Source organism: Mesorhizobium sp. CA7 (assembly GCF_020165015.1).
In the GTDB taxonomy this organism is placed as follows: Bacteria; Pseudomonadota; Alphaproteobacteria; order Rhizobiales; family Rhizobiaceae; genus Mesorhizobium.
Genome location: NZ_JAIUHH010000001.1, coordinates 182,500 through 208,741, shown reverse-complemented (window position 1 = coordinate 208,741; position 26,242 = coordinate 182,500). Strand labels below are relative to the sequence as shown.

Genomic DNA, 26,242 nt, shown 5'->3' with positions numbered 1-26,242 from the left:
AAACCATGGCAGCACAATTTGATCTCAACAACGACGGCGTGGTCGTCATCATCGGCTCGGGCGCGGGCGGCGGCACGCTCGGCAACGAGCTCGCCCAGAAAGGCATCGACGTCGTCATCCTCGAGGCGGGCGCACGCCACGAATATGAGGACTTCATCAATGACGAGTGGGAGTCGTTCGCCCAGCTCGCCTGGAAGGACAAGCGCACCACTTCGGGCGACTGGCGCGTGGCCAAGGATTTTCCGAACCTGCCGGCCTGGATCGTCAAGTCGGTCGGCGGTTCGACCACGCACTGGGCCGGCGCCTCGCTGCGCTTCCAGGAGCACGAATTCAAGGCGGCCACGACCTACGGCAAGGTCAAGGACGCCAACCTCCTCGACTGGCCGGTGACGCTGGCCGAGATGGAGCCGTATTACGCCAAGGCCGAAGCCAAGATGGGTGTCACCGGCACCAACAATTGGCCGCGGCTGCCGGGCAACAACAATTTCAAGGTGCTCAAGGCCGGCGCCGACAAGCTCGGCTACAAGGAATGCCATACCGGCAACATGGCCATCAATTCGGTGGAGCGCGACGACCGCAATTCCTGCCAGCAAACCGGCTTCTGCTTCCAGGGCTGCAAATGGGGCGCCAAATGGTCGACGCTCTACACCGAGATCCCGAAAGGCGAGGCGACCGGGCATCTGGAGGTGCGGCCGAACTCGATGGCAATCAAGATCAATCATGACGCTTCAGGCAAGGTGACCGGCGTCGTCTATGCCGACAAGGACGGCAAGCTGCAGGAGCAGAAAGCCCGCATCGTCGCCGTCGCCGGCAATTCGATCGAGAGTCCGCGCCTGCTGCTCAACTCGGAATCATCGAAATTCCCGCACGGGCTCGCCAACTCGTCGGGACAGGTAGGCAAGAACTACATGCGCCACACCACCGGCTCGGTCTATGCCATTTTCGACAAGCCGGTGCATATGTATCGCGGCACCACCATGGCCGGCATCATCCGCGACGAGGCGCGCCACGATCCGTCGCGCGGCTTCGTCGGCGGCTATGAGATGGAGACGCTGTCGCTCGGCCTGCCATTCATGGCGGCCTTCCTTAATCCCGGCGGCTGGGGCCGCTCCTTCACCACGGCGCTCGACCATTACGACCATATGGCGGGCCTGTGGATCGTCGGCGAGGATATGCCGCGCGAAGAGAACCGCATCACGCTGCACAAGGACGAGACGGACGAGCACGGCATGCCGATCGCCGACGTCCATTTCGATGACCATCCGAACGACGAGGCCATGCGCAACCATGCCTACAGCCAGGGTCAGGCGCTCTATGCCGCGGTCGGCGCGACCAGGACCTTCCCGACGCCGCCTTATCCTTCGACCCACAATCTCGGCACCAACCGGATGAGCGAAAAGCCGGAGGACGGCGTCGTCAACAAGCACGGCCAGTCGCACGATATCAAGAACCTGTTCATCTCAGACGGCAGCCAGTTCACCACGGGTGCGGCGGAGAACCCGACGCTGACCATCGTGACGCTGGCGATCCGCCAGGCTGACTACATCGCCGCCCAGATGTCGGCGAAAACGATCTGACCTCCCGACTGCCTGCTGGCGCGGGACCCAAACGGGTTCCGCGCCTTTTTTATGCGGGCTATCTTTTGGTGCAGGTCGAGGCTGTGAAGGCGCCGTCCTGCTGTTTCATGATGATGTCGAACGAAGGACCGCTCGGGTCATCCAAGGTCGCCTGGGTCATCGAGATCGAATTGCCGCCGCTGGTGTAGCCGCCGAGCGGACCGAGCCAGGTGATCTCGCCATTGGGATTCATCTGGTAATTGTAAGGCGGCGGCGCGGCGCCGAAGGTAGCCGGGCCGCTGTAGAGGCTGCCTTTGATGGTGATGTCGCCGAGGTTGAAGAACAGGCCAAGCAGGTAGACCTCGCAGTGATAGATGCCGTCCGGCAGCTTGCCGTCGGCGAAATCGGCGCGGGCGCCGCCAGCGGCGGACACAAGAAGCAGGAAAGCCAGGATTGTTCGCAGGGCCATGACGTCGCTCGTTTGCACGGCGACATTGCCCCATTTCGCCATGAGCCCGCAACAGGGCCGACAAAGCTATCCTTGCCTACGTGGTGAAATCATAGGCATTTTTATAATTTGTGCAAAATCTAGGCAGAGGTGCGTAAACTTTTCTCAATCCTGCCGCGTTGCAGTAGAGGCGACAGTTGCACGGCTATCTATAACTGACTGTAATCACTGCATTATCCCGAAAAGCAGTTCAGCGCATTCCTATCTGGCACGTCGCTTGCACCGCTAATATTGCGATGCAAAACAACCAGCTTGGGAGTGTGTCATATGAGGGGTAACTTCGCGAAAATAACAAAAATCCTGTCCGCCGGCGTCGTCGCGGCTGGTCTGCTGGCGTCAGCTTCCGCCAAGGCGGCTGAAGACACGATCAAGGTCGGTATCCTCCATTCGCTGTCGGGGACCATGGCGATTTCGGAGACGACGCTGAAAGACGTCATGCTGATGCTGATCGACGAGCAAAACGCCAAGGGCGGCCTGCTCGGCAAGAAACTGGAAGCCGTGGTGGTCGATCCGGCGTCCAACTGGCCGCTCTTTGCCGAAAAGGCGCGCGAGCTGATCTCGAAGGACAAGGTCGCGGCCGTGTTCGGCTGCTGGACCTCGGTGTCGCGCAAATCGGTTCTGCCGGTGTTCTCGGAACTCGACAATATCCTGTTCTATCCCGTCCAGTATGAGGGCGAGGAGAGCGAGCGCAACGTCTTCTACACCGGTGCGGCGCCGAACCAGCAGGCCATTCCGGCCGTCGATTACCTGATGAGCGCCGATGGCGGCTCGGTGAAGCGCTGGGTGCTTGAAGGCACCGACTATGTCTATCCGCGCACCACCAACAAGATCCTCGAAGCCTATCTCAAGTCGAAGGGCGTGCCGGCCGAGGACATCATGGTCAACTACACGCCGTTCGGCTTCTCCGACTGGCAGACCGAGGTCTCGGCGATCAAGAAATTCGGCTCGGCCGGCAAGAAGACGGCCGTGGTGTCGACCGTCAACGGCGACGCCAACGTGCCGTTCTACAAGGAGCTCGGCAACCAGGGCGTCAAGGCCGAAGACATTCCGGTCATGGCCTTCTCGGTCGGCGAGGAAGAGCTGGCCGGCCTCGACACCGGCCCTCTGGTCGGCCATCTCGCCGCCTGGAACTACTTCGAAAGCGTCGACACGCCGGAGAACAAGAAGTTCATCGACAACTGGCACAAGTTCATCAAGAACGACAAGCGCACCACCAACGACCCGATGGAAGCCCATTATATCGGCTTCAACATGTGGGTGAAGGCTGTCGAGAAGGCCGGCACCACAGATCCGGACAAGGTCATCGACGCCATGGTCGGCGTTTCGGTGCCGAACCTGACCGGCGGCTATTCGACGATGATGCCCAACCACCACATCACCAAGCCGGTGCTGATCGGCGAGATCCAGGCCGACGGCCAATTCGAGACCGTTTCGCAAACGCCCGGCCTCGTCATGGGCGACGAATGGTCCGACTACCTGCCGGATTCCAAGGACCTGATCTCCGATTGGCGCGCGCCTCTGTCCTGCGGCAACTTCAACGTCGCCACCGGAAAGTGCGGCGGCAAGGGCACCAACTGATCCCGGTCCGTGATCCCAGGTCTCGGTCGCGGAGTGGCCCCGCGATCCGAGACCGCAGCCCGGGCAGGTTCCTGACCCGCCCGGGCAAGATCCCCGAAATCTAGTTTTGCGCAATTCCGGACGGAAAACCGCTTCACACTTTTCCTGGAATTGCTTGAGAAAGCTGCTTGAAGACGACAATGCTGCTGCTGCGCGCAATTGGTCTGATGTTGCTGCTGACGATGGCTGGACTGACGCCGTCGAAGGCGGCTGAGGCCGACCTTCGCGCATCGATCGGCAAATTCGCAGCTGCAACCGGCTTCTCGGCTACCGAGGCCGTCGTGCGCGAGCTTGCCGCGAGCGGCGATCCCGCCGTCGAGCGGCCGCTTTCGGCGCTGGCCGACGGCAATCTCTACATCCGCAAGGCCGATTCCCAGGTTTTTGTCGGCAAGGAGAGCGGCGACAGCATCGAGCTGCTCGATCCGCTGAGCGGCGAGAACGCCGCCGAAGCGGCCAAGGCCGACCTCACCAAGATCAAGGTCAATAACGGGCTGCGTCGTGTCATCCGCGACGCGCTGGGCACGCTGACCTTGCGCGCCAAGGACGCAAGCGTGCGTCTTGCCGCGGCAATGACGATGTTCAAGACGCCCGATACGGCCAACATCGAGCCGCTGGATGCCGCAATCGCTGCCGAAATCGATCCCGGCGTCAAGGCCTTGTTCGAGCAGGCGCGCGCGGCATCGGTTCTGGTTTCCGACAAGCCCGAAGCCGATAAGCTTGCGGCGATCTCGGTCGTCGCCGCTCGCGGCGACCGCGACGCGCTCTCGCTGCTCACCTTAGTTGAGGCGAACGCCCAGGGCGCGGTCAAGGAGGCGGCAGCCGCCGCGATCGGCAAGATCAACTCCAAGCTGGCTTTGTGGGATGCGGGTCAGAACATCTGGTACGGCATTTCGCTGGGATCGGTGCTGCTGCTTGCGGCGATCGGGCTTGCCATCACCTTCGGTGTCATGGGCGTCATCAACATGGCGCATGGCGAGATGGTGATGCTCGGCGCCTACACCACCTTCGTCGTCCAGCAAGTTATCCGCACCTCGTTTCCGGGCCTGTTCGACTGGTCGCTGGTGATCGCGCTGCCGCTCGCCTTCCTTGTCGCGGGGCTGGTCGGCCTTGCAATCGAACGCGGCATCATCCGCTTCCTCTATGGCCGCCCGCTGGAAACGCTTCTGGCCACCTGGGGCGTCTCGCTGGTCCTGCAGCAGGCGGTGCGCACCATCTTCGGGCCGACCAACCAGGAGGTCGGCAATCCGTCCTGGATGTCGGGTTCGTTCGATGTCGGCCAGCTGGCCATCACCTGGAACCGGCTGTGGATCTTGGTGTTCGCGCTCGCCGTGTTCGGTGTGCTGCTCTACGTCATGAAGCGCACGCCCTGGGGGCTGCAGATGCGCGCCGTCACCGCCAACCGCCGCATGGCCGCCTCGATGGGCATCAGGACGCCTTGGGTCGACGCGCTGACCTTTGCGTTGGGCTCGGGCATCGCCGGGATCGCGGGCGTGGCGCTCAGCCAGATCGACAATGTCTCGCCCAATCTCGGCCGCGGCTATATCATCGACAGTTTCATGGTCGTGGTCTTCGGCGGCGTCGGCAATCTGTGGGGGACGCTGGTCGGCGCCTTCTCGCTCGGCATCATCAACAAGTTCCTCGAGCCCTATGCCGGCGCGGTGCTCGGCAAGATCGTCGTTCTGGTGCTGATCATCCTGTTCATCCAGAAGCGTCCGCGCGGCCTGTTCGCGCTGAAGGGCAGGGCGGTGGAAGCATGATCGCGCAGCGCTTCCTTTCCGCCGATCGCCGCATCGGCATTGCCATCTTCGTCCTGCTGGCCGCCGCCATCATCGTGCCCCTGCTCGACCTGGCGGTCTCGCCGCAAAGCGCCTTCTACATCCCGCCTTACATCGTGGCGCTGATTGGCAAATATCTCTGCTACGCGCTGCTGGCGCTGGCGCTCGACCTGGTCTGGGGCTATTGCGGCATCCTTTCGCTCGGCCACGGCGCCTTCTTCGCGCTTGGCGGCTATGCGATGGGCATGTATCTGATGCGCCAGATCGGCTCGCGCGGCGTCTACGGCAATCCCATCCTGCCGGACTTCATGGTGTTCCTGAACTACAAGCAGCTGCCCTGGTTCTGGTACGGCTTCGATCATTTCTGGTTCGCGGCGCTCATGGTGCTGGCCGTGCCTGGCCTGCTCGCCTTCGTCTTCGGCTGGTTCGCCTTCCGCAGCCGCGTCACCGGCGTCTATCTTTCGATCATCACCCAGGCGATGACCTATGCGCTGCTGCTCGCCTTCTTCCGCAACGACATGGGTTTTGGCGGCAACAACGGCCTGACCGATTTCAAGGATATACTCGGCTTCAGCGTCCAGGCCGACGCGACGCGCTCGGCGCTGTTTGCGGCTAGCGCCGTGACGCTGGCGCTCGCCGTCTTCGTCACCGCTGCGATCGTGCGCTCAAAATACGGCAAGCTCCTGATGGCGGTGCGCGACGCCGAGAGCCGCACCCGTTTCCTCGGCTGGCGGGCGGAGAACGTCAAGCTGTTCGCCTTCACGGTCTCGGCTATCATGGCCGGCATCGCCGGCGCGCTTTACGTGCCGCAGGTCGGCATCATCAATCCCGGCGAATTCGAGCCGTCCAACTCGATCGAGGTGGTGATCTGGACCGCCGTCGGCGGGCGCGGCACCATTGTCGGCCCGATCCTCGGCGCGCTGCTGGTCAATGCCGGCAAATCCTGGTTCACCGGCGTGCTGCCGGAATTCTGGCTGTTCGCCCTGGGCGGCCTGTTCGTCGCCGTCACGCTGCTTTTGCCCAAAGGCATCGTGGGCATATGGGACGGCTGGCGCGGTCGGCCGAAGGCGCGGCGCTCAGCTTCGCTTGCGGCGGAAGCCGGCTTCGATCCGCAGGCGCCGGAGCCGAAGATCGTGCGCTCGGCGGCGACGACGCCCGGCGCCTGGTCTGCCACCGGCGCCGAGCCGCAGCCGGCGGAGTGAACGATCATGAGCAAGTCGAACACCATCCTTTATCTCGACGGCGTCTCGGTTTCCTTCGATGGCTTTCGCGCTATCAACAACCTGTCGCTGGTGCTCGACAAGGGCGAAATGCGCGCGATCATCGGGCCCAACGGCGCCGGCAAGACAACGATGATGGACATCGTCACCGGCAAGACGCGGCCGGACGAGGGCGAGGTGTTCTTCGACGGCGAGGTGGATCTCACGCGGCATGACGAGGCCGAGATCGCCATGATGGGCATTGGCCGCAAGTTCCAAAAGCCGACCGTCTTCGAGAGCCACAGCGTCGAGGACAATCTCATGCTGGCGCTAAAAGGGCCGCGCTCGATCTTTCCCGCGCTGTTCCATCGCCGTTCGGCGGCCGAGACGCGGCGCATCGACGATATCCTCGGCATCATCCGTCTCGGCGAGAAGCGCGGCGAGCTCGCCGCCAATCTCAGCCATGGCCAGAAGCAGTGGCTGGAGATCGGCATGCTCCTGGCGCAGGACCCAAAGCTTTTGCTCGTCGACGAGCCTGTCGCCGGCATGACCGATGCGGAAACCGAGGAGACCGCGCGTCTGCTCAAGGACATCGCCCGCGACCATTCGGTGATCGTCGTCGAGCACGACATGCATTTCGTGCGCGAGCTCGGCGTCAAGGTCACCTGCCTGCATGAGGGCTCGGTGCTGTCGGAAGGCACGCTCGATTTCGTTTCGGCCGACGAGCGCGTCGTCGAAGTCTATCTGGGGCGGTGAGCATGGTCTGGCGGGTTCCCTTCCACCGTTTCGATTTCACTTTCCTGAAGCGCTGGAGAAGGGGCTGATCATGCTCGAGGTCTCCAATGCCACGCTGCATTACGGCGCCGCCCAGGCGCTGCGCGGCGTTTCGCTAAAGGCGGGTGCCGGCAAGATCACTTGCGTGCTCGGCCGCAACGGCGTCGGCAAAACCAGTTTGATGAGATCGATCGTCGGCCATCACCGGCTGACGAGCGGAAGCGTTGCCTTCGAGGGGAAGGCGCTCGACCGGAGCGCGGCGTATGATCGCGCCCGGTCGGGCATCGCATTCGTGCCGCAGGGCAGGGAAGTCTTTCCGCTGCTCACGGTGCGCGAAAATCTGGAGTCCGGCTTCGCGCCGCTGCGGCGATCCGACCGCAACATTCCGGCCTATGTCTTCGAGCTGTTTCCGGTTTTGAAGCAGATGCTCGGCCGCCGCGGCGGCGATCTCTCCGGCGGCCAGCAGCAGCAACTTGCCATTGGGCGAGCGCTGGTGATGCGACCCAAGCTCCTGGTGCTCGACGAGCCGACCGAAGGCATCCAGCCCTCCATCATCAAGGATATCGGCCGCGCCATCCGCTATCTGCGCGACCAGGCGGGGATTGCCGTGCTTCTGGTCGAGCAATATCTCGACTTCTGCCGGGAACTTGCCGACGAGGTCAACATCATGGATCGGGGCCAGATCGTGCATACCGGTCCTGCAGAAGACCTCGACCGGGCGGATGTGCGGAAGTTTCTGACAGTCTAGAATCGTTTGCTCGACTTCGGTCGACATCGCGAGGCGCAGCAACCCCAGTATTTCTCTCCGCTGGCCAGGCCGAGCTCTGGCGCGTTGAATACCGCATGCTAGTCTTTTCTTGGCCTTGGTGAGTCGGCCGCTTTCCGTATCAGTTGCGAATGGGGGGAAGGCGCGGACTCCGTCCGCAAGTTCCACGCAAGCCAATCCACCTAGCTTTCCCCGCAGTGATTGTCGGTCAATGCGTCCAAAAAGAATTTTGCCAGGGGACGGCGATGGAACGTTTTGTCGAGGACTACCAAAAGCGGCGCCTCACCGAGCGCGTCGACATCATGACCGCGATCAACATCCTGATGTCGCAAGGCTATGACGAAGATCATCTCCTGGATGAGATCACCAAGGTTTTCTACGTCGATCTCGACGCCTTCAACGAAGTGATCTCACACCATTGAGAATTTGCAAGCGGCGCTAAAACTCAACCGGCGCGGCGAAAATCAAGGACGCGGTTGCGGCCGCCGCGCTTGGCGGCATAGAGCGCCTTGTCGGCGGCGCTGAGCACTTTGTCGAAGCTCATGCCATCCCTGCTGCCAAATGCGAAGCCCGCGCTGACCGTGCAGCGCAGCGGTCCGGTCTCGGTCTCGACCGTGCGCGCGGCGAACGCGGCCCGGACGCGTTCGGCCGTCGCCTGGGCTGTCTCGGGCAAAGTGCGCTTCAACACCATGGCAAATTCCTCGCCACCCATGCGGGCGACGGAGTCGTTCGGGCGCAGGTCAGCGGAAAGCACTTGGGCAAAGACCTTCAACACTTCGTCTCCCGCCGCGTGGCCGAATTGGTCGTTGATCGCCTTGAAGCCGTCGAGGTCGAACACCACCACCGCCGTGAAAGCGCTGACCGGCGTCTTGCCGTGCAGGTCGAACAACGCGCGGCGGTTGAGCAGCCCCGTCAGCACGTCGGTCTCGGCCTCATGCTTGTGGTGGCGCGCGAGTCGCCCCTGGTTGAGCGCCAGCGACAGCGCGCCGATGCCGGTCATCGAGGCGATGACTATGACCAAGCTCAGATCCTCCGCCCAGTTGCTCGGCGCGTGGCCGAGGATGAGCTTGCCGTCCCAAGCCAGCACGGCCGCGCAAAGCACGAAGGAAACAGCGGTCAATGAATAGAGCAGCGCCACGCCCACGAGTTGCGCCGGTGCCTCTTCGCGACCCTTCCAATATTCATGCGCGGTGCCGAATAGGAGCAGCGCGGCAAGGAAATTCTCAAGCATGAAGCCCAGACCGTCATAGCCGAGCGCCATTGGCGGTAACGCCAGCGCAAAGGAGATGGCAGTGCCAAGCGTGATGCGCGGCAGCGGCGAGCGGCCGGTCCGGAACTGGTGGGCGGCGCCCAGCATCACCGAGAAGCCGAACAGCAGCAGCGCCAGCGCCAGGATGCCGAGGACTGTTCCGGGCGCATCGATATAGGCGTCATAGACAAAAACCTCCGCCACCACCACCAGCACGCTGGTCGCCCATGTCAGCAGGAATCTGTCGGAACGGGCGGTCAGCCAGGTCCCGAACAGGGTGAGGCTGAGGCAGGCTGCGGAGAAGCCGACGGCCAGAAGCAATGAGTTGTAGTCGAGCAGCATGCACCCGTCCTTGCCGCCGCCGGGCTTCCGCAACCTGACGTAGGTCCATTAGTGCAGCAAGGAAGTATCGATTACGTTACGATAGGCAGTGAAGATGCCATAATTTCGCGGCGTCAGAGGACCGCCACCAACAACAGGAGGATGATGCCGACCCCCATCATCAGCAGACCCGGCCAATTCTGCGACAGGCCGAGGAAACCGAGGCCGCGCCGGCGTGGCTCAAGCGTCGGGCCAGGCGTTGTGAGGTTTGGCACCGGGCGATCCGAGGCTGCAGCTGCCGGATTGCTAAGTTTCCCGCGCCTGAGGACCGCGCCGGCCATGTACACGATGCCGGCGACGATGAGCAATGCCCCGATGAGGATGACAGCCATATCACCTCGCTTTCTTCGGGCTCCCAATGCCGGAGCCCGGGCCATTGTTCCGCACGCTCAACCGCTATGGAACCCGCTCCCGGCGAGAAAGGCAAAACGGTCGAGATGCCCCGTAAGTTCCGGCGGAGCTCGCCCCTTCAATCGGTCACCCGCTTCATCAGTGCCATGGCGCCGAACGGCGCGCGCACCTTGCCCTCGGTGATGAAGTAGACGAACACGTCGCGCGGCTTGACCGGCGCATCGGTCTTGGGATCGGCGCGCGGCAGGTCGGCGGGCTGCTTGCCTTGCGCCCAGGTCTTCACCCGTCCCGCCCATTCGTCGAGGCCTTTCGGCGTGTAGCAGTCAGGGTTGTCGTCGCTGCCGGTCTGCAGCCGCGCATAGACGAAGTCGCCGGTTACATCGGCGATCGCCGGATATTTTGCGTGGTCGGCATAGACGATCGCCGCGTTGTATTTTCGAGCGAGCGCCGGGAATTCGGGCACAACAAAACTGTCGTGCCGCACTTCGACCGCGTGACGCAGAGGCACACCGTCCTGCTTCTCGGGCAGCAGCTTCAGGAAGGCTTCGAAATCGTCCGCGTCGAATTTCTTGGTCGGCGCGAACTGCCACAGAATCGGGCCGAGCTTCTCGCCGAGCGCGGCAACGCCGGAGCCCAGGAAGCGCATCATCGATTCGCCGGCCTCGCCGAGCACCCTCCGGTTGGTGACGAAGCGGTTGCCTTTGAGCGAGAAGACGAAACCCTCCGGCGCTTCGTTGGCCCACTTGGCGAAAGTCGGTTCCTTGAAGCTGGAATAATAAGTGCCGTTGACCTCGATGGTCGGGACCTGCCGGCTGGCGTAGTGGAGTTGCTTGGCCTTGGCGAGCTTGTCCGGGTAGAAGGAGGTGTCCCAAGGCTCGAAAGTCCAGCCGCCCATGCCGGAGCGGATTTTTCCTTGGCTCATTATCGTCCTCCTCTGTTCAAATGTGATCAGGCGGCTCGGTCGACCGACTTCATCATGTCGACCAGGGTCCATCCTGGCCGGTGTGGGTTGGCGCGGCGACCCGTTTCCCGATAGCCGTAGGCGGAATAGAGCGCGATGTTCCGCTCCATCCGCGAATTGGTGTAAAGCCGCACCTCCGGCACGGCCCACAACCGCGCCTGCTCGTCGGCGAAGTTGAGCAGTTTGATGCCGAGTTTTTTACCTTGGAAGGCCGGCGCGACGGCGACGCTAAAGATCATGGCGTGGTCGGGATGCCGTTCGAGGACGATCAGCCCGGCCAGTCCTCCGTCCTCTTCGAGCAGCCAGACCTCGCCGCGCTCGATGCGCGGCGCGTAGTCTTCCGTCACCGGAATCGGCGGGGCGCCGAACAGAGCGGTGTAGGACGCATAGGCAGCCGTCGTCACCGCGGCAACGGCCGGAAGATCACCGGAAAGCGCTCTTCTAATTGTCATTCAAGCGCCCTTCCGACGAAATGCGCGCTCACTCCGCCGCTTCGCGTTTGCCTCCGGGGCGCCGCTCCAGCAGCTCCTTGAGGAACTGGCCTGTGTAGCTGCGCTTCTCGCGCACGATCGCTTCCGGCGTGCCGGACGCCACCAGCTCGCCGCCGCCGTCGCCGCCTTCGGGGCCGAGGTCCAGCACCCAGTCGGCGGTCTTGATAACTTCGAGATTGTGCTCGATCACCACCACCGTGTTGCCCTGGTCGACCAGCTCGTGCAGCACTTCGAGCAGCTTGGCGACGTCGTGGAAATGCAGGCCGGTGGTCGGCTCGTCGAGGATGTAGAGCGTCTTGCCGGTCGCCTTGCGCGACAATTCCTTGGCAAGCTTGATGCGCTGCGCCTCGCCGCCCGAGAGCGTCGTCGCCTGCTGGCCAATATGGATATAGCCGAGGCCGACCTGCTTCAGCGTCTCCAGCTTGTCGCGTACACCGGGCACCGCCGAGAAGAAGTCGACGCCTTCCTCGACCGTCATGTCGAGCACGTCGGCGATCGACTTGCCCTTGAACAGCACGTCGAGCGTCTCGCGGTTGTAGCGCTTGCCGTGGCAGACGTCGCAGGTAACATAGACATCGGGCAGGAAGTGCATCTCGATCTTGATGACGCCGTCGCCCTGGCAGGCCTCGCAGCGGCCGCCCTTGACGTTGAAGGAGAAGCGGCCCGGCTGATAGCCGCGCGCCTTGGCTTCGGGGAGGCCGGCGAACCAGTCGCGGATCGGCGTGAAGGCGCCGGTATAAGTCGCGGGGTTGGAGCGCGGCGTGCGGCCGATCGGCGACTGGTCGATGTCGATGACCTTGTCGAGGAATTCCAGGCCCTCGATGCGGTCGTGCTCGGCCGGATGCTCGCGCGAGCCCATGATGCGGCGCGAGGCCGCCTTGAACAGCGTCTCGATCAGGAAGGTCGATTTGCCGCCGCCGGACACGCCGGTGACCGCGGTGAAGGTGCCAAGCGGGATTTCCGCCGTCACATTCTTCAGATTGTTGCCGCGCGCGCCGACCACCTTGATGCGCCGGTTCTTCTTCGCCTCGCGCCGCACTGCGGGCGTTGCCACTTCGAGCTCGCCCGACAAATATTTGCCGGTGATCGAGGCAGGTGTGGCCATGATCTGCTGCGGCGTGCCTTGCGCGATGATCTGGCCGCCATGGATGCCGGCCGCCGGGCCGATGTCGACGACATAGTCGGCATGCAGGATGGCGTCCTCGTCATGCTCGACGACGATCACCGTGTTGCCGATGTCGCGCAGGTGCTTGAGCGTATCGAGCAGGCGCGCATTGTCGCGCTGATGCAAGCCGATCGACGGCTCGTCCAGCACATAGAGCACGCCGGTGAGGCCGGAGCCGATCTGCGAAGCGAGCCGGATGCGCTGGCTCTCGCCGCCCGACAGCGTGCCGGAATTGCGCGACAAGGTCAGATAGTCGAGGCCGACATCGTTGAGGAAGCGCAGCCGCTCGCGGATTTCCTTCAGCACGCGGACCGCGATCTCGTTCTGCTTGTCGTTCAACTGCGCCGGCAGGTCGGTGAACCACTGGTCGGCCTTGCGGATCGACATCTCCGTGACTTCACCGATATGCTTGCCGCCGATCTTCACCGCCAGCGCTTCCGGCTTCAGGCGGTAGCCGTTGCAGGCGGGGCAGGGGGTGGCCGACATGAAGCGCTCGATCTCCTCGCGCATCCAGGCGGATTCAGTTTCCTTCCAGCGCCGGTCGAGATTGGGGATGACGCCCTCGAAGGTCTTGGTCGTCTTGTAGGAGCGCAGGCCGTCATCATACTGGAAGGTGATCTCGCGCTCGCCCGTGCCGCGCAACACGGCTTCTTTGGCCTCGGCGCTCAAATCCTTGAACTTGTCGCCGAGCTTGAAACCATAGACCTTGCCCAGCGCTTCCAGCGTCTGCGCGTAATAGGGCGAGGTCGATTTCGCCCACGGGCTGATGGCGCCGTCGCGCAGCGACACGTTCTCGTCCGGCACGACGAGGTTGGGATCGATGGCGCGCTGGCTGCCGAGGCCGTCGCAGGTCGGGCAGGCGCCGAACGGGTTGTTGAAGGAGAACAGCCTGGGCTCGATCTCCGGAATGGTGAAGCCAGACACCGGGCAGGCGAATTTCTCCGAGAACAGGATGCGCTCATGCGTCTCGTTTTTCGACTTGTTGACCGAATCCTCGCCGGTCTGGCTGGCGTCGAGCGGCTTGTCGGCGAATTCGGCCACGGCAAGACCTTCGGCAAGCTTCAGCGCGGTCTCGATCGAGTCCGCGAGCCGCGTGGCCAGGTCGCCGCGCACGACGATGCGGTCGACGACGACGTCGATGTCGTGCCTGTATTTCTTGTCGAGCGCCGGCACGTCGGCGATCTCGTAGAAGACGCCGTCGACCTTGACGCGCTGGAAGCCCTTCTTCTGCAGTTCCAGCAGTTCCTTGCGGTACTCGCCCTTGCGGCCGCGCACGATCGGCGCCAGCAGGAACAGGCGCGTGCCCTCGTCCAGCGCCAGCACGCGGTCGACCATCTGCGAAACCGTCTGGCTTTCGATCGGCAGGCCGGTGGCCGGCGAATAGGGGATGCCGACACGCGCGAACAGCAGGCGCATGTAGTCGTAGATTTCGGTGACGGTGCCGACGGTCGAGCGCGGGTTGCGCGAGGTGGTCTTCTGCTCGATCGAGATGGCGGGCGACAGGCCGTCGATCTGGTCGACGTCCGGCTTCTGCATCATCTCGAGGAACTGGCGAGCATAGGCCGACAGGCTTTCGACATAGCGGCGCTGGCCCTCGGCATAGATGGTGTCGAAGGCAAGCGACGACTTGCCGGATCCGGACAGCCCGGTCATGACGATCAGGCTGTCGCGCGGCAGGTCGAGATCGACGTTCTTGAGATTGTGTTCGCGCGCCCCGCGAATGGAAAGGTATTTATGGTCGGCCATCGCCGGTCGCCGCCTCAGATCTGGAATTTGCTGGATTGGCGGGATTGTCCCGGCCATCCCCTATGTAGGTATTTTCACCGCCACGTCGAGAGACGCCACAATCTCGACGGGACAAGCCGATCATGGGTTTAACCGTCTTTCGCGCGACCGGGCAAGCGGAAAGAACAAAGGTCGAACACGCTCCTGACAAAGCGTTGTGGAAACAATCGCTCAAGCGTTGTGAGAACAATTGTCCAAGCGTTGTGGAAACAATCGCGGCCGAGCTACGCGCCGTTGGGTGTGCCGAAGCACTCGACTTACCTGCACGTAACCTCCAGACGATCACATTTTTCGGTAACCGACTATTCAACGGTTGACGTCCCGGGCCCAGGGGAGCAGTCTCAAACGCGTCAACGAAGCCGGCCGTCTTTCGATGGCCTCGCCGCCCAATAGGCGGTCTGCGAGACGCCGCAGGCGATAGCGATTTGCGCTTCGAACGACATTGTCGCAACGGACCCAGGAGCGGAGCATGACGCCACCGGACAGTCCCTTGAGGCTCCACACTGAGATGGAGCCGCGGCGGGCATAAGTGCCAGGGCAGACTTGAAACGCCGGCCCGACAAACCGTGACTTGCCGATTCTTAACAATCAGAGACGATAGTCGGATCGTCGGCTGAACGCCGCGTTGCATCCGAAACAGAACGCCGGCAGTCCACTCCCGGCTAAAATTGGATTATCAGATCCATGAAAGCCCCGTCCACCTGCGGAAGCAGTGGCGGGGCTTACATTTTGTGGTGTTCGCGTTTGACCCGCTCGCAATCAATGGTTCGGGATCCGAGCGCCGCCCGTGGCCATATCGATCGTTATGCTGCCACCGATCCTGACATCGGTGTCGCCGATCTTGAAGGAACCGTCGCTGCCGGCCGGTAGCGCGTCTGGTTCCGGCTGCGGCGCCGGCTTGGCGATGCGGTAGTCGCCGCTGACGCCAGGCAGTTTCTGCGCCGAACTGTCGTCGGCAAGGGCGGCGCCGGCCACCAGCGCGCCGGCAAGCGCGGCGAGGGCAACGCACAAGTGCCTGGATTGGAACGGATCGATCATGCGCGGACTATAGGGACGCGGCTAGGGCAATGCCAGACGCGCGGCGATCAATTTGCCGCGCGCCTGCCCGCAACGTCAGGCCGCTTTCTTGCGCGTGTCGTAGACGTGGTCGACAAGGCCCCAAGTCTTGGCTTCCGCGGCGCTCATGAAGTAATCGCGATCGAGCGTGCGCTCGACCTCCTCGTAGGTCCGGCCGCAATGCTTGGCGTAGAGCTCGGTCATATGCTGCTTGGTACGCACGATGTCCTCGGCATGGCGCTGGATGTCTGAGGCCTGGCCCTGAAAGCCGCCCAGCGGCTGATGCAGCACGATCCTTGTGTTGGGCAGCGCGATCCGCCGCCCCGGCGCGCCCGCCATCAGCAGGAAGGAGCCCATCGAGGCGGCAAAGCCCATGCAGACCGTCGACACCGGGCAGGAGATGTACTGCATCGTGTCGTAGATGGCGAAGCCGCTGGTCACCATGCCGCCCGGCGAGTTGATGTAGATCGAGATTTCCTTGTCGGGGTGGTCGGACTCCAGCGACAGAAGCTGCGCGCAGACCAGCGCCGAGACGTTGTCGTTGATCTCGCCGTTGATGAAGACGATGCGCTCGCGCAGCAGCCGCGAAAAAATGTCGAAGGAACGCTCGCCACGGCTCGATTGCTCGATGACCATCGGCACCAGATTGGCAATGCTCATGACGGGTTTCCTCGGTCCTCTTTTTGATCAGGCCGCGCGCAGCATCATGCAGGGCGCGTTGGCGGCGATCGGGTTCTTGCGCGCGTCGAGCGAAAGCCCGCAGCCGGCGCCGGAAACAGCGATAAGAGGCTGTGCGACCGGCACGAAGCTGTCATGCACGATGCTGAGATGTGTGCCGCCCGAGACCGTGCCGGCAAGCGTGAAGGTGACGACACTGTCGAAGGGTGGAAGTCCGCCGTCGTCAGCACCAGGTTTTTCGCGCCAGAAATAGCGCAGCAGCCTGCCGGGCTCGGCCTCGAGCACCTCGCATTCGATCGGCGCATCCGGTCCGGCAAAGGCGAAGCGGCTGCCGGCTTCCGGCTTGATGTCGTTCGGCATCATCCAGGCGGCGAGCAGTTCCGGCTCGGTCAGCGCCCGCCAGACCTTTTCCGGCGGCTCAGGGAGGTCGCATTCGAAGCTGAGCGGCGCTTCGTTGACAATCGGGTTTTCGGTTGCCGTCATTGGTCCATTCCCTTCAGAACCGTCTTCAACTTCTCGATGCGTTCCGGCCAGAAGGCGCGGTAGCGTTCGATCCAGCCGAGCAGCGGGTCGAGCCCTTGCGGATCGGCGCGATAATATGCGTTGCGGCCGGCGCGCCGCTCGACCACCAGGCCGGCGCCGCGCAATACGGCAAGGTGCTGCGAGACCGCCGGCTGGGACACCCTCATGCCGGCGCGCAGCTCGCTCACGCTCATCTCGCCAGCGGTCAGCCGCTCGTAAACCGCGCGTCGCGTCGGGTCGGCCAGAGCGCGGAAAATCTCTGCTTCGATCATGACAGAAGCATAAGTCGATACTTATCGATTTGGCAAGCTTCTATTTGATCGCCATATCAGAATGCACGTTCACTCCTGCCTTTGCTGACATTCCTTGACAGAAAGTGCAGCTATGACTAGAACGAAAAGAGAACAAAAACCTTGTGGGAAAGCCAGCCTTTTGCGGGCGGCGACGACCCGCAGGCTATAAGGTGAGCGACTTGAAATTTGTTTCGGATGAGCGCGGAGAAGTAAGATGGCGGGTAGCGTCAACAAGGTCATTCTGGTCGGCAATCTCGGAGCGGATCCTGAAATCCGCCGCCTGAATTCCGGTGATCCGGTCGTCAACATTCGCATCGCCACGTCGGAAAGCTGGCGCGACAAGAACTCGGGCGAGCGTAAGGAAAAGACCGAGTGGCATAACGTCGTCATTTTCAACGACCAGCTCGCCAAGGTGGCCGAGCAGTATTTGAAGAAGGGCATGAAGGTCTATGTCGAGGGTCAGCTGCAGACCCGCAAATGGCAGGACCAGACCGGTGCCGACAAATACACCACCGAGGTCGTGCTGCAGAAATTCCGAGGCGAGTTGCAGATGCTCGACGCGCGCGGCGAGGGCGGCGGCGGCCAGGTCGGCAATTATTCCGGTGGCGGCAACAGCCGAGGATCGGATTTCGGCCAGTCCAGCCCGAATGAAAGCTTCAACCGCGGCAGTGGCGGCTCCAGGGGCGGCGGTGGCGGCGGCTCGTCACGCGAGCTGGACGACGAGATCCCGTTCTAAGCGTCTCGAAACGGCCGTCTAAGGGGAAGGCGTGATGTCGCTCGGACCGCTTCTGTCGGCGCCGCCTCCCATTCCATGGCATGCATTCGCAGCCTTCGCCGCTTTGGCCATCGGCGGCGCCCAGCTGGCGCTGCCGAAAGGTACTGTGCGTCATCGTGTGCTGGGCTAAACCTGGGTGGCGTTGATGCTGGTCATCGCCATATCGAGCTTCTGGATCCAGCAGATCCGGCTCGTCGGTTCGTTCAGCCCGATCCATCTGTTGTCGATCCTGGTGCTGGTCACCGTGCCGCTGGCGGCCTGGTACGCGCACACGCATAAGGTAACCGCGCATCGCGGCGCCATGATCAAGCTCTATCTGTTCGCGCTGGTCGGCGCCGGCATCTTCACGCTGCTGCCGGCCGGATCATGCACGCCGTTGTGTTCGGCCAGTAAGGCGTGTTGATATTCAGGTGAGGCCGGCCTGACCTGAATATCAACACGCCTTGGCGGACGGCAATTTCTCAAGGAAGGTCAACGTGAAAGCACGCATCAAATGGGTCGAGGAACGCACCTTCGTCGGCGAGTCCGGCAGCGGCCACAAGGTCGTGCTGGGCACGGCGCACAGGCCGGAAGGCAAGACGCCGGGACCGAGCCCGATGGAACTGGTGCTGATCGGCACCGGCGGCTGCTCGGCCTATGATGTCGTGCACATCCTCGAGAAGGGCCGGGAGGCGGTCGAGGATTGCGTGGTCGAGCTCGACGCCGACCGAGCCGAAGCCGATCCAAAGGTGTTCACCCGCATCCACATGCATTTCATCGTCAAGGGCAGAGCCCTGTCGCACGACAAGGTGAAACGCGCGATCGATCTGTCGATCGAAAAATACTGCTCGGCTTCAGCCATGATGGCCAAGACGGCGACCATCACGCATGATTTCGAGGTGGTCGAGACGGCGGCGAAGTGAGGCAGTAGGCAGTACGATACTTGTTCAAGCGGCCACCAGCGCCTTGATGCCGTCCGCCACGAACTGAACGGCTAGCGCCGCGAGGATGACGCCGAGCAGACGGGTCAGGATCGAGCGGCCGGTCTGGCCGAGGATGCGGTCGATACGCTCGGACAGCACGAAAACCAGAAAGGTGATCACCAGGCAGATCGCTATGATGCCGACCAGCGCCGCCTGTGCGCCAAAACCCTGGAAGGAGCCCGACAGCAGCACGGTTGCCGAGATGGCGCCCGGACCGGCGATCAGCGGGATTGCCAGCGGGAAGGCGGCGATGTTGTGAATCATGTCCTTGGTGATGGCGACGTCGCCGATCTTCTCCTTACGGTCCTGGCGGCGCTCGAACACCATTTCGAAGGCGATGAAGAACAAGAGGAAGCCGCCGGCGACGCGGAAGGCCGGCAGCGTTATGCCGAACACCGACAGGATCGAGGCACCGGCAATCGCGAACAACGCCATGACCAGGAAGCCGATCACCGAGGCGCGGACCGAAACCTGCTGGCGCTCGTCACGGTTCATGCCGCGCGTCACGGCAAGGAACAGCGGCGCCAGTCCCGGCGGGTCGATGGTCACCAGGATGGTGACGAACGCGTTGAACAGGCTGTCGAAACTCGGCATCGCTGGTCCCCTCCCGCCGGGCGAAGCCCAGGTTTTGCAATTGGTAGAGCAAAGCCGCGGCGCTGGAAAGCGGAAGGAAATGGTGTGCGAAGCTGCGAAAGCAGGCGCGAAGGATCGGTACTTTCAATTCCTTGCGGCTTTTCGATCGCTATTGAGGTTCATTTAGGCGACGAGCCAGAAACTCGACCTCCATGCGCCAGGTCGCGCCGCCATCATGCGAGCGCTCGCCGAGCCAGCGAAACGAGTTTTCGGTGATGCGTGAAAAGCTCCAGCGCACAGACGCGCCGGTGCCGTCGGCACCGACCTGGACGATCGTGCCGTCCTCGGCGCGGCCGAGTTGGCGGCTGTAATACTGGTTGCGAGGGTCGCTCCAGAAGATGTGCCAGGCGTCGGCGCCCGGATCGTAGACACGCAATGTGGTGCCGTAGAAGGTCCATGCTCCGAGCGAAGTCTGGGCCCCGGTGTTCCGCGCGGGCAAGATCCAGACGTCCTGCACGGCGCGGCCTTCGAGAACCCAGCCGAAATGCACTTCGCCGCGACCCGTGAGCCTTGTGCCATCCTCGAGAATGCGTGTGGCATCGAACGTCCAGGCGCCGATGAAGCGGCCATAGAGTTTCAGCTTTTCGGCAAGGTCCGGTTTTGGGCCGTCGCTGTGAAGGGCCTCGGCAAAGGGATCGGTCATTGTTGCTGCCTCGTTTGTCAGGAGAAGGCCAGCAATAGCGGTATGGCAGGGTTCTGCGCTTGGGAAAAATTGCTATCTTTCAGCCATGACGACCGCGCAGAAGACTCTGGCTTCCGGACATGGCTGGCAGGTGTCCGACGTGGTGTGCACGGCCATCGCCGGCGACAAGCCATTCGAGGAAGAGCATTGCAGCTTTTGCGTCGCCGCCGTGACCAGGGGCGCGTTCCGCTACCGCACGCGCCAGGGGACGGCGATGCTGGCGCCGGGCGCCGTCCTGCTCGGCAATCCCGGGGCCTGCTATGAATGCGGGCATGAGCACGGTGCCGGCGACCGCTGCCTCTCCTTCCATTTTTCGCCGGCCTATCTGGAGCGCGTCCTGGCCGACCTGCCGGGTGTGAAACGGCTCGGCTTTGCCGATCCGCGCCTGCCGCCCTTGCCGGCGCTGGCGCCTCTGCTGGCCGAGGCGGAAGCGGCACGGGAAGCGGGCGACGGCGACGCATTCGAGGAACTCGGCCTGCGCATGGCCGGGGCGGTCGCCACGGCTGCGGCCGGCACTTCCACAGCTGGCCGGGCGCCCAGCCGCCGCGACCAGAAGCGCGTTGCCGAGGCGGTACGGCTGATCGAGCTCAACGCCGATCGACCATTGTCGCTTACCAAGCTCGCCGCCGGCGTGGCGACAAGCCCGTTTCACTTCCTGCGCACGTTCCGGCAGGTTGCCGGCATGACGCCCTATCAGTTCCTGCTGAGGACGAGGCTGCACCGCGCCGCGGTGCGTCTGCGCAGCTCGGGCGCGGCGATCTCGACGATCGCCTTCGATGTCGGCTTTAACGATCTGTCGACCTTCAACCGCCGGTTCCGGCGCGAGATGGGACAAGCTCCCGGCGCCTATCGCGCCAGACGGACCAGAGGGCGCTGACGCCGGCTGAAGCGAAATCGACCTTGGCCATATCGTCGCAATCAGCGATATCCATTTGAAATTGCCATCAAAATTGTCTCTGGAAAAGTCCGGCCGACATTGGAGTTTCGGCGAGGCTTCCTATATAAGCGGTGAGTGATTCCCGACTGGATTGTGACCTGATTTGACCGACCAGAAGACACCGCGCGGGCCGGACGGCGGCCCCACCGGCATCGAGCCGATTTCGATCATCGAGGAGATGCAGCGCTCCTATCTCGATTACGCCATGAGCGTGATCGTCAGCCGTGCGCTGCCCGACGTGCGCGACGGCCTGAAGCCGGTGCATCGCCGCATCCTCTATGCCTCGCATGAGAGCGGCTACCATTGGAACCGTAAATATGTGAAATCGGCCCGCCCGGTCGCCGACGTGATGGGTAAATACCATCCGCATGGCGATGCCTCGATCTATGACGCGCTGGTGCGCATGGCGCAGGACTGGTCGCTGCGCGTGCCGCTGATCGACGGTCAGGGCAATTTCGGCTCGATCGACGGCGATCCGCCGGCGGCGATGCGCTACACCGAGTCCAGGCTGACCAAGGTCGCGCATGAGCTCTTGGAGGACATCGACAAGGAAACCGTCGATTTCCAGGATACTTACGATGCGTCCGGCAGCGAGCCCAAGGTACTGCCGGCCCGTTTCCCGAACCTTCTGGTCAATGGCTCCGGCGGTATCGCCGTCGGCATGGCCACCAACATCCCACCGCACAATCTCGTCGAGGTCTGCAACGGCGCCATCGCTCTCATCGACAATCCGGCGATCGACCTGACGGCGCTGATGGAGATCGTGCCCGGTCCGGATTTCCCGACCGGCGGCATCGTGCTTGGCCGTTCGGGCATCTACAATGCCTATTCGACGGGCCGCGGCTCGATCGTCATGCGCGGCCGCGTCGAGATAGAGCAACGCGGCAATGACCGCGAATCCATCGTCGTCACCGAGATTCCTTATCAGGTGAACAAGGCCTCGATGATCGAGAAGATGGCCGAGCTGGTGCGCGACAAGCGCATCGAGGGCATTTCCGACATCCGCGACGAGAGCGACCGCCAGGGCTACCGCGTCGTCGTGGAGTTGAAGCGCGACGCCGTAGCCGACGTTGTCCTCAACCAGCTCTACCGTTTCACGCCGCTGCAAACCTCGTTCGGCGCCAATATGGTGGCGCTCAACGGCGGCAAGCCGGAAGTGCTGACGCTGATCGACATGCTGAAGGCCTTTGTCGGCTTCCGCGAGGAAGTCGTCAGCCGTCGCACGAAGTATCTGCTGCGCAAGGCGCGCGAGCGGGCGCATGTGTTGGTCGGTCTGGCGATTGCGGTCGCCAATATCGACGAGGTGATCAAGCTGATCCGCACAGCTCCGGATCCGCAGACGGCGCGCGAGCAGTTGATGGAGCGGCGCTGGCCGTCACACGACGTCGCTCCGCTGATCCAGCTGATCGACGATCCGCGCCATCGCATCAACGAGGACGGCACCTATAATCTGTCCGAGGAACAGGCGCGCGCCATTCTTGACCTGCGCCTGCAGCGCCTGACCGCGCTCGGCCGCGACGAGATCGCCGACGAATTGAACCAGATCGGCGCTGAAATCGTCGATTTCCTTGATATTTTGTCATCGCGCGCGCGTATCCAGCAGATCGTCAAGGACGAGCTGGTCGCGGTCCGCGACGAGTTCGGCACACCGCGCCGCACCGAGCTGACCGACGGCGGTTCGGATATGGAAGACGAGGACCTGATCCAGCGCGAGGACATGGTCGTCACCGTCAGCCATTCCGGCTACATCAAGCGCGTGCCGCTTTCACTCTACCGGGCGCAGCGCCGCGGGGGCAAAGGCCGCTCCGGCATGTCGACCAAGGAAGAGGATTTCGTCACCCGCCTGTTCGTCGCCAACACGCACACGCCGGTGCTGTTCTTCTCATCGCGCGGCATCGTCTACAAGGAAAAGGTCTGGCGGCTGCCGATCGGCAACCCGCAATCGCGCGGCAAGGCGCTGATCAACATGCTGCCACTCGAGCAGGGCGAGCGCATTACGACGATCATGCCGCTGCCGGAGGACGAAACCAGCTGGGGCGAGCTCGATGTGATGTTCGCGACCACGCGCGGCACCGTGCGCCGCAACAAGCTGTCCGACTTCGTCCAGGTCAACCGCAACGGCAAGATCGCCATGAAGCTGGAGGAAGAGGGCGACGAGATCCTCGGCGTCGAGACCTGCACCGACAATGACGATGTGCTTCTGACCGCGAATTCCGGCCAGTGCATCCGTTTCCGGGTCTCCGATGTGCGTGTGTTCCAGAGCCGCAATTCCGTCGGCGTGCGCGGCATAACCATGGCCGAGACCGACCGCATCATCTCGATGTCCATCATCGAGAACGTCGATGCGTCGCCCGCAGAGCGCGCGGCCTATCTGAAGCGCGCCGCGGCGGAGCGCAGGCTTGCCGCCGGCGGAGCCGGCGAGGAAGAGGAGATCGCGCTCACCAATGAGGAAATCGGCGAGGAAGCCGAGCTTTCCGAGGAGCGCTACGAGTTCCTCAAGGCGCATGAGAAGCTTGTGCTCACGGTGACCGAATATGGCTACGGCAAGCGCTCGTCGTCCTACGATTTCCGGCTGACGGGCCGCGGCGGCAAAGGTATCCGCGCCACCGATGTGTCGAAGGTAGCCGAGATCGGCCGGTTGGTCGCGACTTTCCCGGTCGGCAATGACGATCAGATCATGCTGGTTTCGGACGGCGGCACGGTCATCCGCGTGCCGGTCAACGGCATACGCTTCGCCAGCCGGGCCACTAAGGGCGTGACGATCTTCAACACGGCCGAAGGCGAGAAGGTTGTATCGGTGGAGCGGATTTCGGAACCGCAGTCGGACGAAGAGGCCGAAGACGTGGCTTCGAGCGAGACCGGCACCGACGACATGGGCGAAGGCGAATAGGTTCAAGCTTCACCGGCCTCTCTGGCCGGTGCGATCATGATCAGTGGCGACGGTAGACGTTGCGATGGACGAAACCATCGAGCCGCTTGGTATTGGCCTTGACGCGCACTCGCGCTGCTTCCTGATGCAACCCGAATGCGGTCGCGATCAGCATCACAATGGTCATTGCAGTGGCAAGCATATAGATCAGCATTTGCGTGTTCTCCTGGGCGTACAACGATGAGGTGGGGATTTGGTTTCACCTCTTGAAGCGGCAACCTAGTGAACGCTGCGTGAAATGTTCGTGATTGTCGCATTCATCTGTCGTTCATCGGAGCGAAAGGGTTCACGGGCAGAGCGTTTCACCGTTTCACGGAAACGGCAAACCGCTCTGCCTCCTCGTTTGGGCGCAACTCCGAACGGAAAACCCCTGACACTTTTCCTGGAATTGCCCCAGGCAATCGATGGGATTTGCCTTTGTTCGCGAGGCTCGCTAAAGCGTTTCTCCGTTTCAAGGAAACGGCGAAACGCTGTATCTTTTGTTTTGCGCAATTCCGGACGGAAAACCGCTCACACTTTTCCTGGAATTGCTCTAGAAGCCTGCCATGACCGAACGCACCGCCCTCTACGCCGGCTCTTTCGACCCGCTGACCAATGGCCATCTCGATGTGCTTAAAGCGTCGCTGGCGGTGGCCGATACCGTCTATGCGGCGATCGGCATTCATCCGGGCAAGAAGCCGTTGTTTTCCTTCGAGGAACGCGTTGAGTTGATCGAGGCCGCAACCAAGGCCGAATTCGGTCGCGACAGCGATCGTATCAAGGTCGTGTCCTTCGACGGGCTGGTCATCGACGCGGCCCGCAAGCACGGCGCCTCGATCATGATCCGGGGGCTGCGCGACGGCACCGACCTCGATTACGAAATGCAGATGGCCGGCATGAACGAGACGATGGCGCCGGAATTGCAGACGGTTTTTCTGCCCGCCAGCCCTTCGGTGCGCACCATTACCGCCACACTTGTGCGCCAGATTGCGTCGATGGGCGGCGATATCCGCCCGTTCGTGCCTGCGGCCGTTGCCGGCGCGCTCGCCGCCAAGTTCACCAAATAGGTTTTCCCGGAGATACCCATGCAGCTGAAGAAGCTCGCTTCGTTCCTTGTCGTGGTTGCCGGCCTTTTCGTGGCGTCCTTGCCGGCCGTCGCCGCCGACAATGAAAACACCATGATCATCACGCTCAAGGATGGCGACGTGACCATCGCGTTGCGTCCCGATCTGGCGCCCAAGCATGTCGCGCAGATCAAGAAACTGGTGCGCGACGGCGCCTACGACAACGTCGCCTTCCACCGCGTCATCGACGGCTTCATGGCGCAGACCGGCGACGTCAAATTCGGCAACATGAAGAAGGGGTTCAACCCCGAAGCAGTCGGCACCGGCGGCTCCGATCTTCCCGACCTGCCGGCCGAGTTCTCGCAGAGCGAGCAGTTCGCGCGCGGCGTGGTCGGCATGGCCCGCTCGCAGGACCCGAACTCGGCCAACTCGCAATTCTTCATCATGTTCGCGCCGGCGCCGAACCTCGACGGCCAGTACACCATCGTCGGCAAGGTGGTCGGCGGCATGGATCTCGTCGACAAGATCAAGAAGGGCGACGAGGCCGACAACGGCACGGTCACCGACCCCGACCGCATGATCAAGGTCCGCATCGCCGCCGACAGCAAGTAACTCCCTCAATTTTCAAAGGATTTTCCGACATGGCTGAGATCAAGGACCGCGAGAACGCGCTCATCATGGAAACGACCAAGGGCCCGGTCGTCATCGAAATGTATCCCGAGCTTGCGCCCGGCCATGTTGCGCGCATTAAAGAGCTGGCGCGCGAAGGCGCCTATGACGGCGTGGTGTTCCACCGCGTCATCGACGGCTTCATGGCGCAGACCGGCGACGTCAAGTTCGGCAATTCGAGCAAGCCCACTTATGCGCCGTCGCGCGCGGGTATGGGCGGCTCCGACAAGCCGGACCTCAAGGCCGAGTTCTCCAACGCCAATCACGGCCGCGGCGCCTGCTCGATGGCTAGGGCCCAGAACCCGAACTCGGCGAACTCGCAGTTCTTCATCTGCTTCGACGACGCGGCCTTCCTCAACCGCCAGTACACGGTTTGGGGCCAGGTCATCGAAGGCATGGAGAATGTCGACAAGATCAAGCGCGGCGAGCCGGTGCAGGATCCCGACAAGATCGTGTCGCTGAAAGTCGCGGCAGACGTCAAGTAA

General features: G+C 62.8%; 27 protein-coding genes and 1 pseudogene. 15 read left to right on the top strand and 13 right to left on the bottom strand.

Features of this window, described 5'->3' with window-relative positions:
- Positions 1 to 5: 5 nt before the first annotated feature.
- Positions 6 to 1,577, top strand: coding sequence for a GMC family oxidoreductase (locus LB552_RS00990; protein WP_224601302.1), 1,572 nt, complete (start codon positions 6 to 8; stop codon positions 1,575 to 1,577).
- Between the two features lie 58 nt (positions 1,578 to 1,635).
- Here LB552_RS00990 and LB552_RS00985 read toward each other — a convergent pair whose 3' ends face one another.
- The gene (locus LB552_RS00985; RefSeq protein WP_224601300.1) at positions 1,636 to 2,025 is read right to left on the bottom strand and encodes a hypothetical protein; all 390 of its coding nucleotides are present in this window, start codon (positions 2,023 to 2,025) and stop codon (positions 1,636 to 1,638) included.
- 306 nt (positions 2,026 to 2,331) lie between these two features.
- On the opposite strand from LB552_RS00985, the gene urtA reads away from it, so the two are divergent.
- The 6 genes from urtA to LB552_RS00955 all read left to right on the top strand — a co-directional run bounded on the left by urtA (position 2,332) and on the right by LB552_RS00955 (position 8,617).
- Complete coding sequence (urtA, locus tag LB552_RS00980; protein ID WP_224511994.1) at positions 2,332 to 3,642, top strand: urea ABC transporter substrate-binding protein; 1,311 nt, start codon at positions 2,332 to 2,334, stop codon at positions 3,640 to 3,642.
- A 179-nt stretch (positions 3,643 to 3,821) separates the two neighbouring features.
- Positions 3,822 to 5,438, top strand: a complete 1,617-nt coding sequence (gene urtB, locus LB552_RS00975) for an urea ABC transporter permease subunit UrtB (RefSeq protein WP_224601298.1) — start codon at positions 3,822 to 3,824, stop codon at positions 5,436 to 5,438.
- Complete coding sequence (gene urtC, locus LB552_RS00970) at positions 5,435 to 6,658, top strand: urea ABC transporter permease subunit UrtC (RefSeq protein WP_224601296.1); 1,224 nt, start codon at positions 5,435 to 5,437, stop codon at positions 6,656 to 6,658. Before urtB ends, urtC begins: the two co-directional genes overlap by 4 nt.
- A 6-nt stretch (positions 6,659 to 6,664) precedes the next feature.
- A complete protein-coding gene (urtD, locus tag LB552_RS00965) occupies positions 6,665 to 7,411 on the top strand; it encodes an urea ABC transporter ATP-binding protein UrtD (protein ID WP_224601294.1) in 747 nt (248 codons plus the stop codon).
- 70 nt (positions 7,412 to 7,481) lie between these two features.
- A complete protein-coding gene (gene urtE / locus LB552_RS00960) occupies positions 7,482 to 8,177 on the top strand; it encodes an urea ABC transporter ATP-binding subunit UrtE (protein ID WP_224582545.1) in 696 nt (231 codons plus the stop codon).
- 263 nt (positions 8,178 to 8,440) lie between these two features.
- The gene (locus tag LB552_RS00955) at positions 8,441 to 8,617 is read left to right on the top strand and encodes a hypothetical protein (RefSeq protein WP_095765283.1); all 177 of its coding nucleotides are present in this window, start codon (positions 8,441 to 8,443) and stop codon (positions 8,615 to 8,617) included.
- Positions 8,618 to 8,640: 23 nt separating this feature from the next.
- On the opposite strand, the gene LB552_RS00950 is transcribed toward LB552_RS00955, so the two are convergent.
- From LB552_RS00950 to LB552_RS00910, 9 genes are all read right to left on the bottom strand, one after another.
- Positions 8,641 to 9,786 (bottom strand): GGDEF domain-containing protein, encoded by a 1,146-nt coding sequence (locus tag LB552_RS00950; RefSeq protein ID WP_224601292.1) that lies wholly within the window; start codon positions 9,784 to 9,786, stop codon positions 8,641 to 8,643.
- 113 nt (positions 9,787 to 9,899) lie between these two features.
- Positions 9,900 to 10,157, bottom strand: a complete 258-nt coding sequence (locus tag LB552_RS00945) for a hypothetical protein (protein ID WP_224601290.1) — start codon at positions 10,155 to 10,157, stop codon at positions 9,900 to 9,902.
- Between the two features lie 137 nt (positions 10,158 to 10,294).
- Positions 10,295 to 11,098, bottom strand: a complete 804-nt coding sequence (locus tag LB552_RS00940; RefSeq protein ID WP_263481426.1) for a DUF72 domain-containing protein — start codon at positions 11,096 to 11,098, stop codon at positions 10,295 to 10,297.
- A 26-nt stretch (positions 11,099 to 11,124) separates the two neighbouring features.
- Entirely contained in the window at positions 11,125 to 11,589 is a 465-nt protein-coding gene (locus LB552_RS00935; protein ID WP_224601288.1) for a GNAT family N-acetyltransferase, read from the bottom strand.
- Positions 11,590 to 11,617: 28 nt separating this feature from the next.
- Positions 11,618 to 14,539 (bottom strand): excinuclease ABC subunit UvrA, encoded by a 2,922-nt coding sequence (gene uvrA / locus LB552_RS00930; protein ID WP_224601286.1) that lies wholly within the window; start codon positions 14,537 to 14,539, stop codon positions 11,618 to 11,620.
- Between the two features lie 798 nt (positions 14,540 to 15,337).
- Positions 15,338 to 15,616 (bottom strand): hypothetical protein, encoded by a 279-nt coding sequence (locus LB552_RS00925; protein ID WP_224544440.1) that lies wholly within the window; start codon positions 15,614 to 15,616, stop codon positions 15,338 to 15,340.
- A 75-nt stretch (positions 15,617 to 15,691) separates the two neighbouring features.
- On the bottom strand, positions 15,692 to 16,294 hold the full coding sequence (locus tag LB552_RS00920; RefSeq protein WP_224601284.1) for an ATP-dependent Clp protease proteolytic subunit: 603 nt from the start codon (positions 16,292 to 16,294) through the stop codon (positions 15,692 to 15,694).
- 27 nt (positions 16,295 to 16,321) lie between these two features.
- Entirely contained in the window at positions 16,322 to 16,795 is a 474-nt protein-coding gene (locus LB552_RS00915; protein ID WP_224601282.1) for an SRPBCC family protein, read from the bottom strand.
- Positions 16,792 to 17,106 (bottom strand): ArsR/SmtB family transcription factor, encoded by a 315-nt coding sequence (locus LB552_RS00910; RefSeq protein ID WP_095765290.1) that lies wholly within the window; start codon positions 17,104 to 17,106, stop codon positions 16,792 to 16,794. The genes LB552_RS00915 and LB552_RS00910 overlap by 4 nt, the downstream gene beginning before the upstream one ends.
- Before the next feature lie 235 nt (positions 17,107 to 17,341).
- Between LB552_RS00910 and LB552_RS00905 the strand changes: the two genes are divergently transcribed.
- The 3 genes and pseudogenes from LB552_RS00905 to LB552_RS00895 all read left to right on the top strand — a co-directional run bounded on the left by LB552_RS00905 (position 17,342) and on the right by LB552_RS00895 (position 18,804).
- Complete coding sequence (locus tag LB552_RS00905; protein WP_095765291.1) at positions 17,342 to 17,863, top strand: single-stranded DNA-binding protein; 522 nt, start codon at positions 17,342 to 17,344, stop codon at positions 17,861 to 17,863.
- 34 nt (positions 17,864 to 17,897) lie between these two features.
- A pseudogene (locus LB552_RS00900) lies at positions 17,898 to 18,295 on the top strand (DUF2306 domain-containing protein).
- 83 nt (positions 18,296 to 18,378) lie between these two features.
- Positions 18,379 to 18,804 (top strand): OsmC family protein, encoded by a 426-nt coding sequence (locus tag LB552_RS00895; RefSeq protein WP_140841187.1) that lies wholly within the window; start codon positions 18,379 to 18,381, stop codon positions 18,802 to 18,804.
- Between the two features lie 24 nt (positions 18,805 to 18,828).
- Here the strand turns inward: LB552_RS00895 and LB552_RS00890 are convergent, their stop codons facing one another.
- On the bottom strand, positions 18,829 to 19,458 hold the full coding sequence (locus LB552_RS00890) for a MarC family protein (RefSeq protein WP_224601280.1): 630 nt from the start codon (positions 19,456 to 19,458) through the stop codon (positions 18,829 to 18,831).
- Between the two features lie 148 nt (positions 19,459 to 19,606).
- Positions 19,607 to 20,140 carry a hypothetical protein gene (locus LB552_RS00885; RefSeq protein WP_224601278.1) on the bottom strand — a complete coding sequence of 178 codons (534 nt, stop codon included), beginning with the start codon at positions 20,138 to 20,140 and terminating at the stop codon, positions 19,607 to 19,609.
- An 85-nt stretch (positions 20,141 to 20,225) separates the two neighbouring features.
- On the opposite strand from LB552_RS00885, the gene LB552_RS00880 reads away from it, so the two are divergent.
- A complete protein-coding gene (locus LB552_RS00880) occupies positions 20,226 to 21,056 on the top strand; it encodes an AraC family transcriptional regulator (protein ID WP_224601276.1) in 831 nt (276 codons plus the stop codon).
- A 163-nt stretch (positions 21,057 to 21,219) separates the two neighbouring features.
- Positions 21,220 to 24,006: a DNA gyrase subunit A gene (gene gyrA, locus LB552_RS00875; protein WP_224544444.1), complete on the top strand. Its 2,787-nt coding sequence runs from the start codon at positions 21,220 to 21,222 to the stop codon at positions 24,004 to 24,006.
- Between the two features lie 40 nt (positions 24,007 to 24,046).
- Here the strand turns inward: gyrA and LB552_RS00870 are convergent, their stop codons facing one another.
- Positions 24,047 to 24,199: a hypothetical protein gene (locus LB552_RS00870; protein ID WP_224601274.1), complete on the bottom strand. Its 153-nt coding sequence runs from the start codon at positions 24,197 to 24,199 to the stop codon at positions 24,047 to 24,049.
- Positions 24,200 to 24,590: 391 nt separating this feature from the next.
- Here LB552_RS00870 and coaD point away from each other — a divergent pair, with 391 nt between their 5' ends.
- From coaD to LB552_RS00855, 3 genes are read left to right on the top strand one after another with little or no spacing between them, the layout of a single operon-like run.
- Positions 24,591 to 25,091, top strand: a complete 501-nt coding sequence (gene coaD, locus LB552_RS00865; RefSeq protein ID WP_140696281.1) for a pantetheine-phosphate adenylyltransferase — start codon at positions 24,591 to 24,593, stop codon at positions 25,089 to 25,091.
- Between the two features lie 18 nt (positions 25,092 to 25,109).
- Positions 25,110 to 25,700: a peptidylprolyl isomerase gene (locus LB552_RS00860; protein WP_224601273.1), complete on the top strand. Its 591-nt coding sequence runs from the start codon at positions 25,110 to 25,112 to the stop codon at positions 25,698 to 25,700.
- A 29-nt stretch (positions 25,701 to 25,729) separates the two neighbouring features.
- Complete coding sequence (locus LB552_RS00855; RefSeq protein WP_095765300.1) at positions 25,730 to 26,242, top strand: peptidylprolyl isomerase; 513 nt, start codon at positions 25,730 to 25,732, stop codon at positions 26,240 to 26,242.

Bases quoted from the DNA above. Each gene is read 5' to 3' on its own strand.
- LB552_RS00990 (WP_224601302.1), top strand. From the start codon at position 6: ATGGCAGCACAATTTGATCTCAACAACGACGGCGTGGTCGTCATCATC.
- LB552_RS00985 (WP_224601300.1), bottom strand. From the start codon at position 2,025: ATGGCCCTGCGAACAATCCTGGCTTTCCTGCTTCTTGTGTCCGCCGCT.
- urtA (WP_224511994.1), top strand. From the start codon at position 2,332: ATGAGGGGTAACTTCGCGAAAATAACAAAAATCCTGTCCGCCGGCGTC.
- urtB (WP_224601298.1), top strand. From the start codon at position 3,822: ATGCTGCTGCTGCGCGCAATTGGTCTGATGTTGCTGCTGACGATGGCT.
- urtC (WP_224601296.1), top strand. From the start codon at position 5,435: ATGATCGCGCAGCGCTTCCTTTCCGCCGATCGCCGCATCGGCATTGCC.
- urtD (WP_224601294.1), top strand. From the start codon at position 6,665: ATGAGCAAGTCGAACACCATCCTTTATCTCGACGGCGTCTCGGTTTCC.
- urtE (WP_224582545.1), top strand. From the start codon at position 7,482: ATGCTCGAGGTCTCCAATGCCACGCTGCATTACGGCGCCGCCCAGGCG.
- LB552_RS00955 (WP_095765283.1), top strand. From the start codon at position 8,441: ATGGAACGTTTTGTCGAGGACTACCAAAAGCGGCGCCTCACCGAGCGC.
- LB552_RS00950 (WP_224601292.1), bottom strand. From the start codon at position 9,786: ATGCTGCTCGACTACAACTCATTGCTTCTGGCCGTCGGCTTCTCCGCA.
- LB552_RS00945 (WP_224601290.1), bottom strand. From the start codon at position 10,157: ATGGCTGTCATCCTCATCGGGGCATTGCTCATCGTCGCCGGCATCGTG.
- LB552_RS00940 (WP_263481426.1), bottom strand. From the start codon at position 11,098: ATGAGCCAAGGAAAAATCCGCTCCGGCATGGGCGGCTGGACTTTCGAG.
- LB552_RS00935 (WP_224601288.1), bottom strand. From the start codon at position 11,589: ATGACAATTAGAAGAGCGCTTTCCGGTGATCTTCCGGCCGTTGCCGCG.
- uvrA (WP_224601286.1), bottom strand. From the start codon at position 14,539: ATGGCCGACCATAAATACCTTTCCATTCGCGGGGCGCGCGAACACAAT.
- LB552_RS00925 (WP_224544440.1), bottom strand. From the start codon at position 15,616: ATGATCGATCCGTTCCAATCCAGGCACTTGTGCGTTGCCCTCGCCGCG.
- LB552_RS00920 (WP_224601284.1), bottom strand. From the start codon at position 16,294: ATGAGCATTGCCAATCTGGTGCCGATGGTCATCGAGCAATCGAGCCGT.
- LB552_RS00915 (WP_224601282.1), bottom strand. From the start codon at position 16,795: ATGACGGCAACCGAAAACCCGATTGTCAACGAAGCGCCGCTCAGCTTC.
- LB552_RS00910 (WP_095765290.1), bottom strand. From the start codon at position 17,106: ATGATCGAAGCAGAGATTTTCCGCGCTCTGGCCGACCCGACGCGACGC.
- LB552_RS00905 (WP_095765291.1), top strand. From the start codon at position 17,342: ATGGCGGGTAGCGTCAACAAGGTCATTCTGGTCGGCAATCTCGGAGCG.
- LB552_RS00890 (WP_224601280.1), bottom strand. From the start codon at position 19,458: ATGCCGAGTTTCGACAGCCTGTTCAACGCGTTCGTCACCATCCTGGTG.
- LB552_RS00885 (WP_224601278.1), bottom strand. From the start codon at position 20,140: ATGACCGATCCCTTTGCCGAGGCCCTTCACAGCGACGGCCCAAAACCG.
- LB552_RS00880 (WP_224601276.1), top strand. From the start codon at position 20,226: ATGACGACCGCGCAGAAGACTCTGGCTTCCGGACATGGCTGGCAGGTG.
- LB552_RS00870 (WP_224601274.1), bottom strand. From the start codon at position 24,199: ATGCTGATCTATATGCTTGCCACTGCAATGACCATTGTGATGCTGATC.
- coaD (WP_140696281.1), top strand. From the start codon at position 24,591: ATGACCGAACGCACCGCCCTCTACGCCGGCTCTTTCGACCCGCTGACC.
- LB552_RS00860 (WP_224601273.1), top strand. From the start codon at position 25,110: ATGCAGCTGAAGAAGCTCGCTTCGTTCCTTGTCGTGGTTGCCGGCCTT.
- LB552_RS00855 (WP_095765300.1), top strand. From the start codon at position 25,730: ATGGCTGAGATCAAGGACCGCGAGAACGCGCTCATCATGGAAACGACC.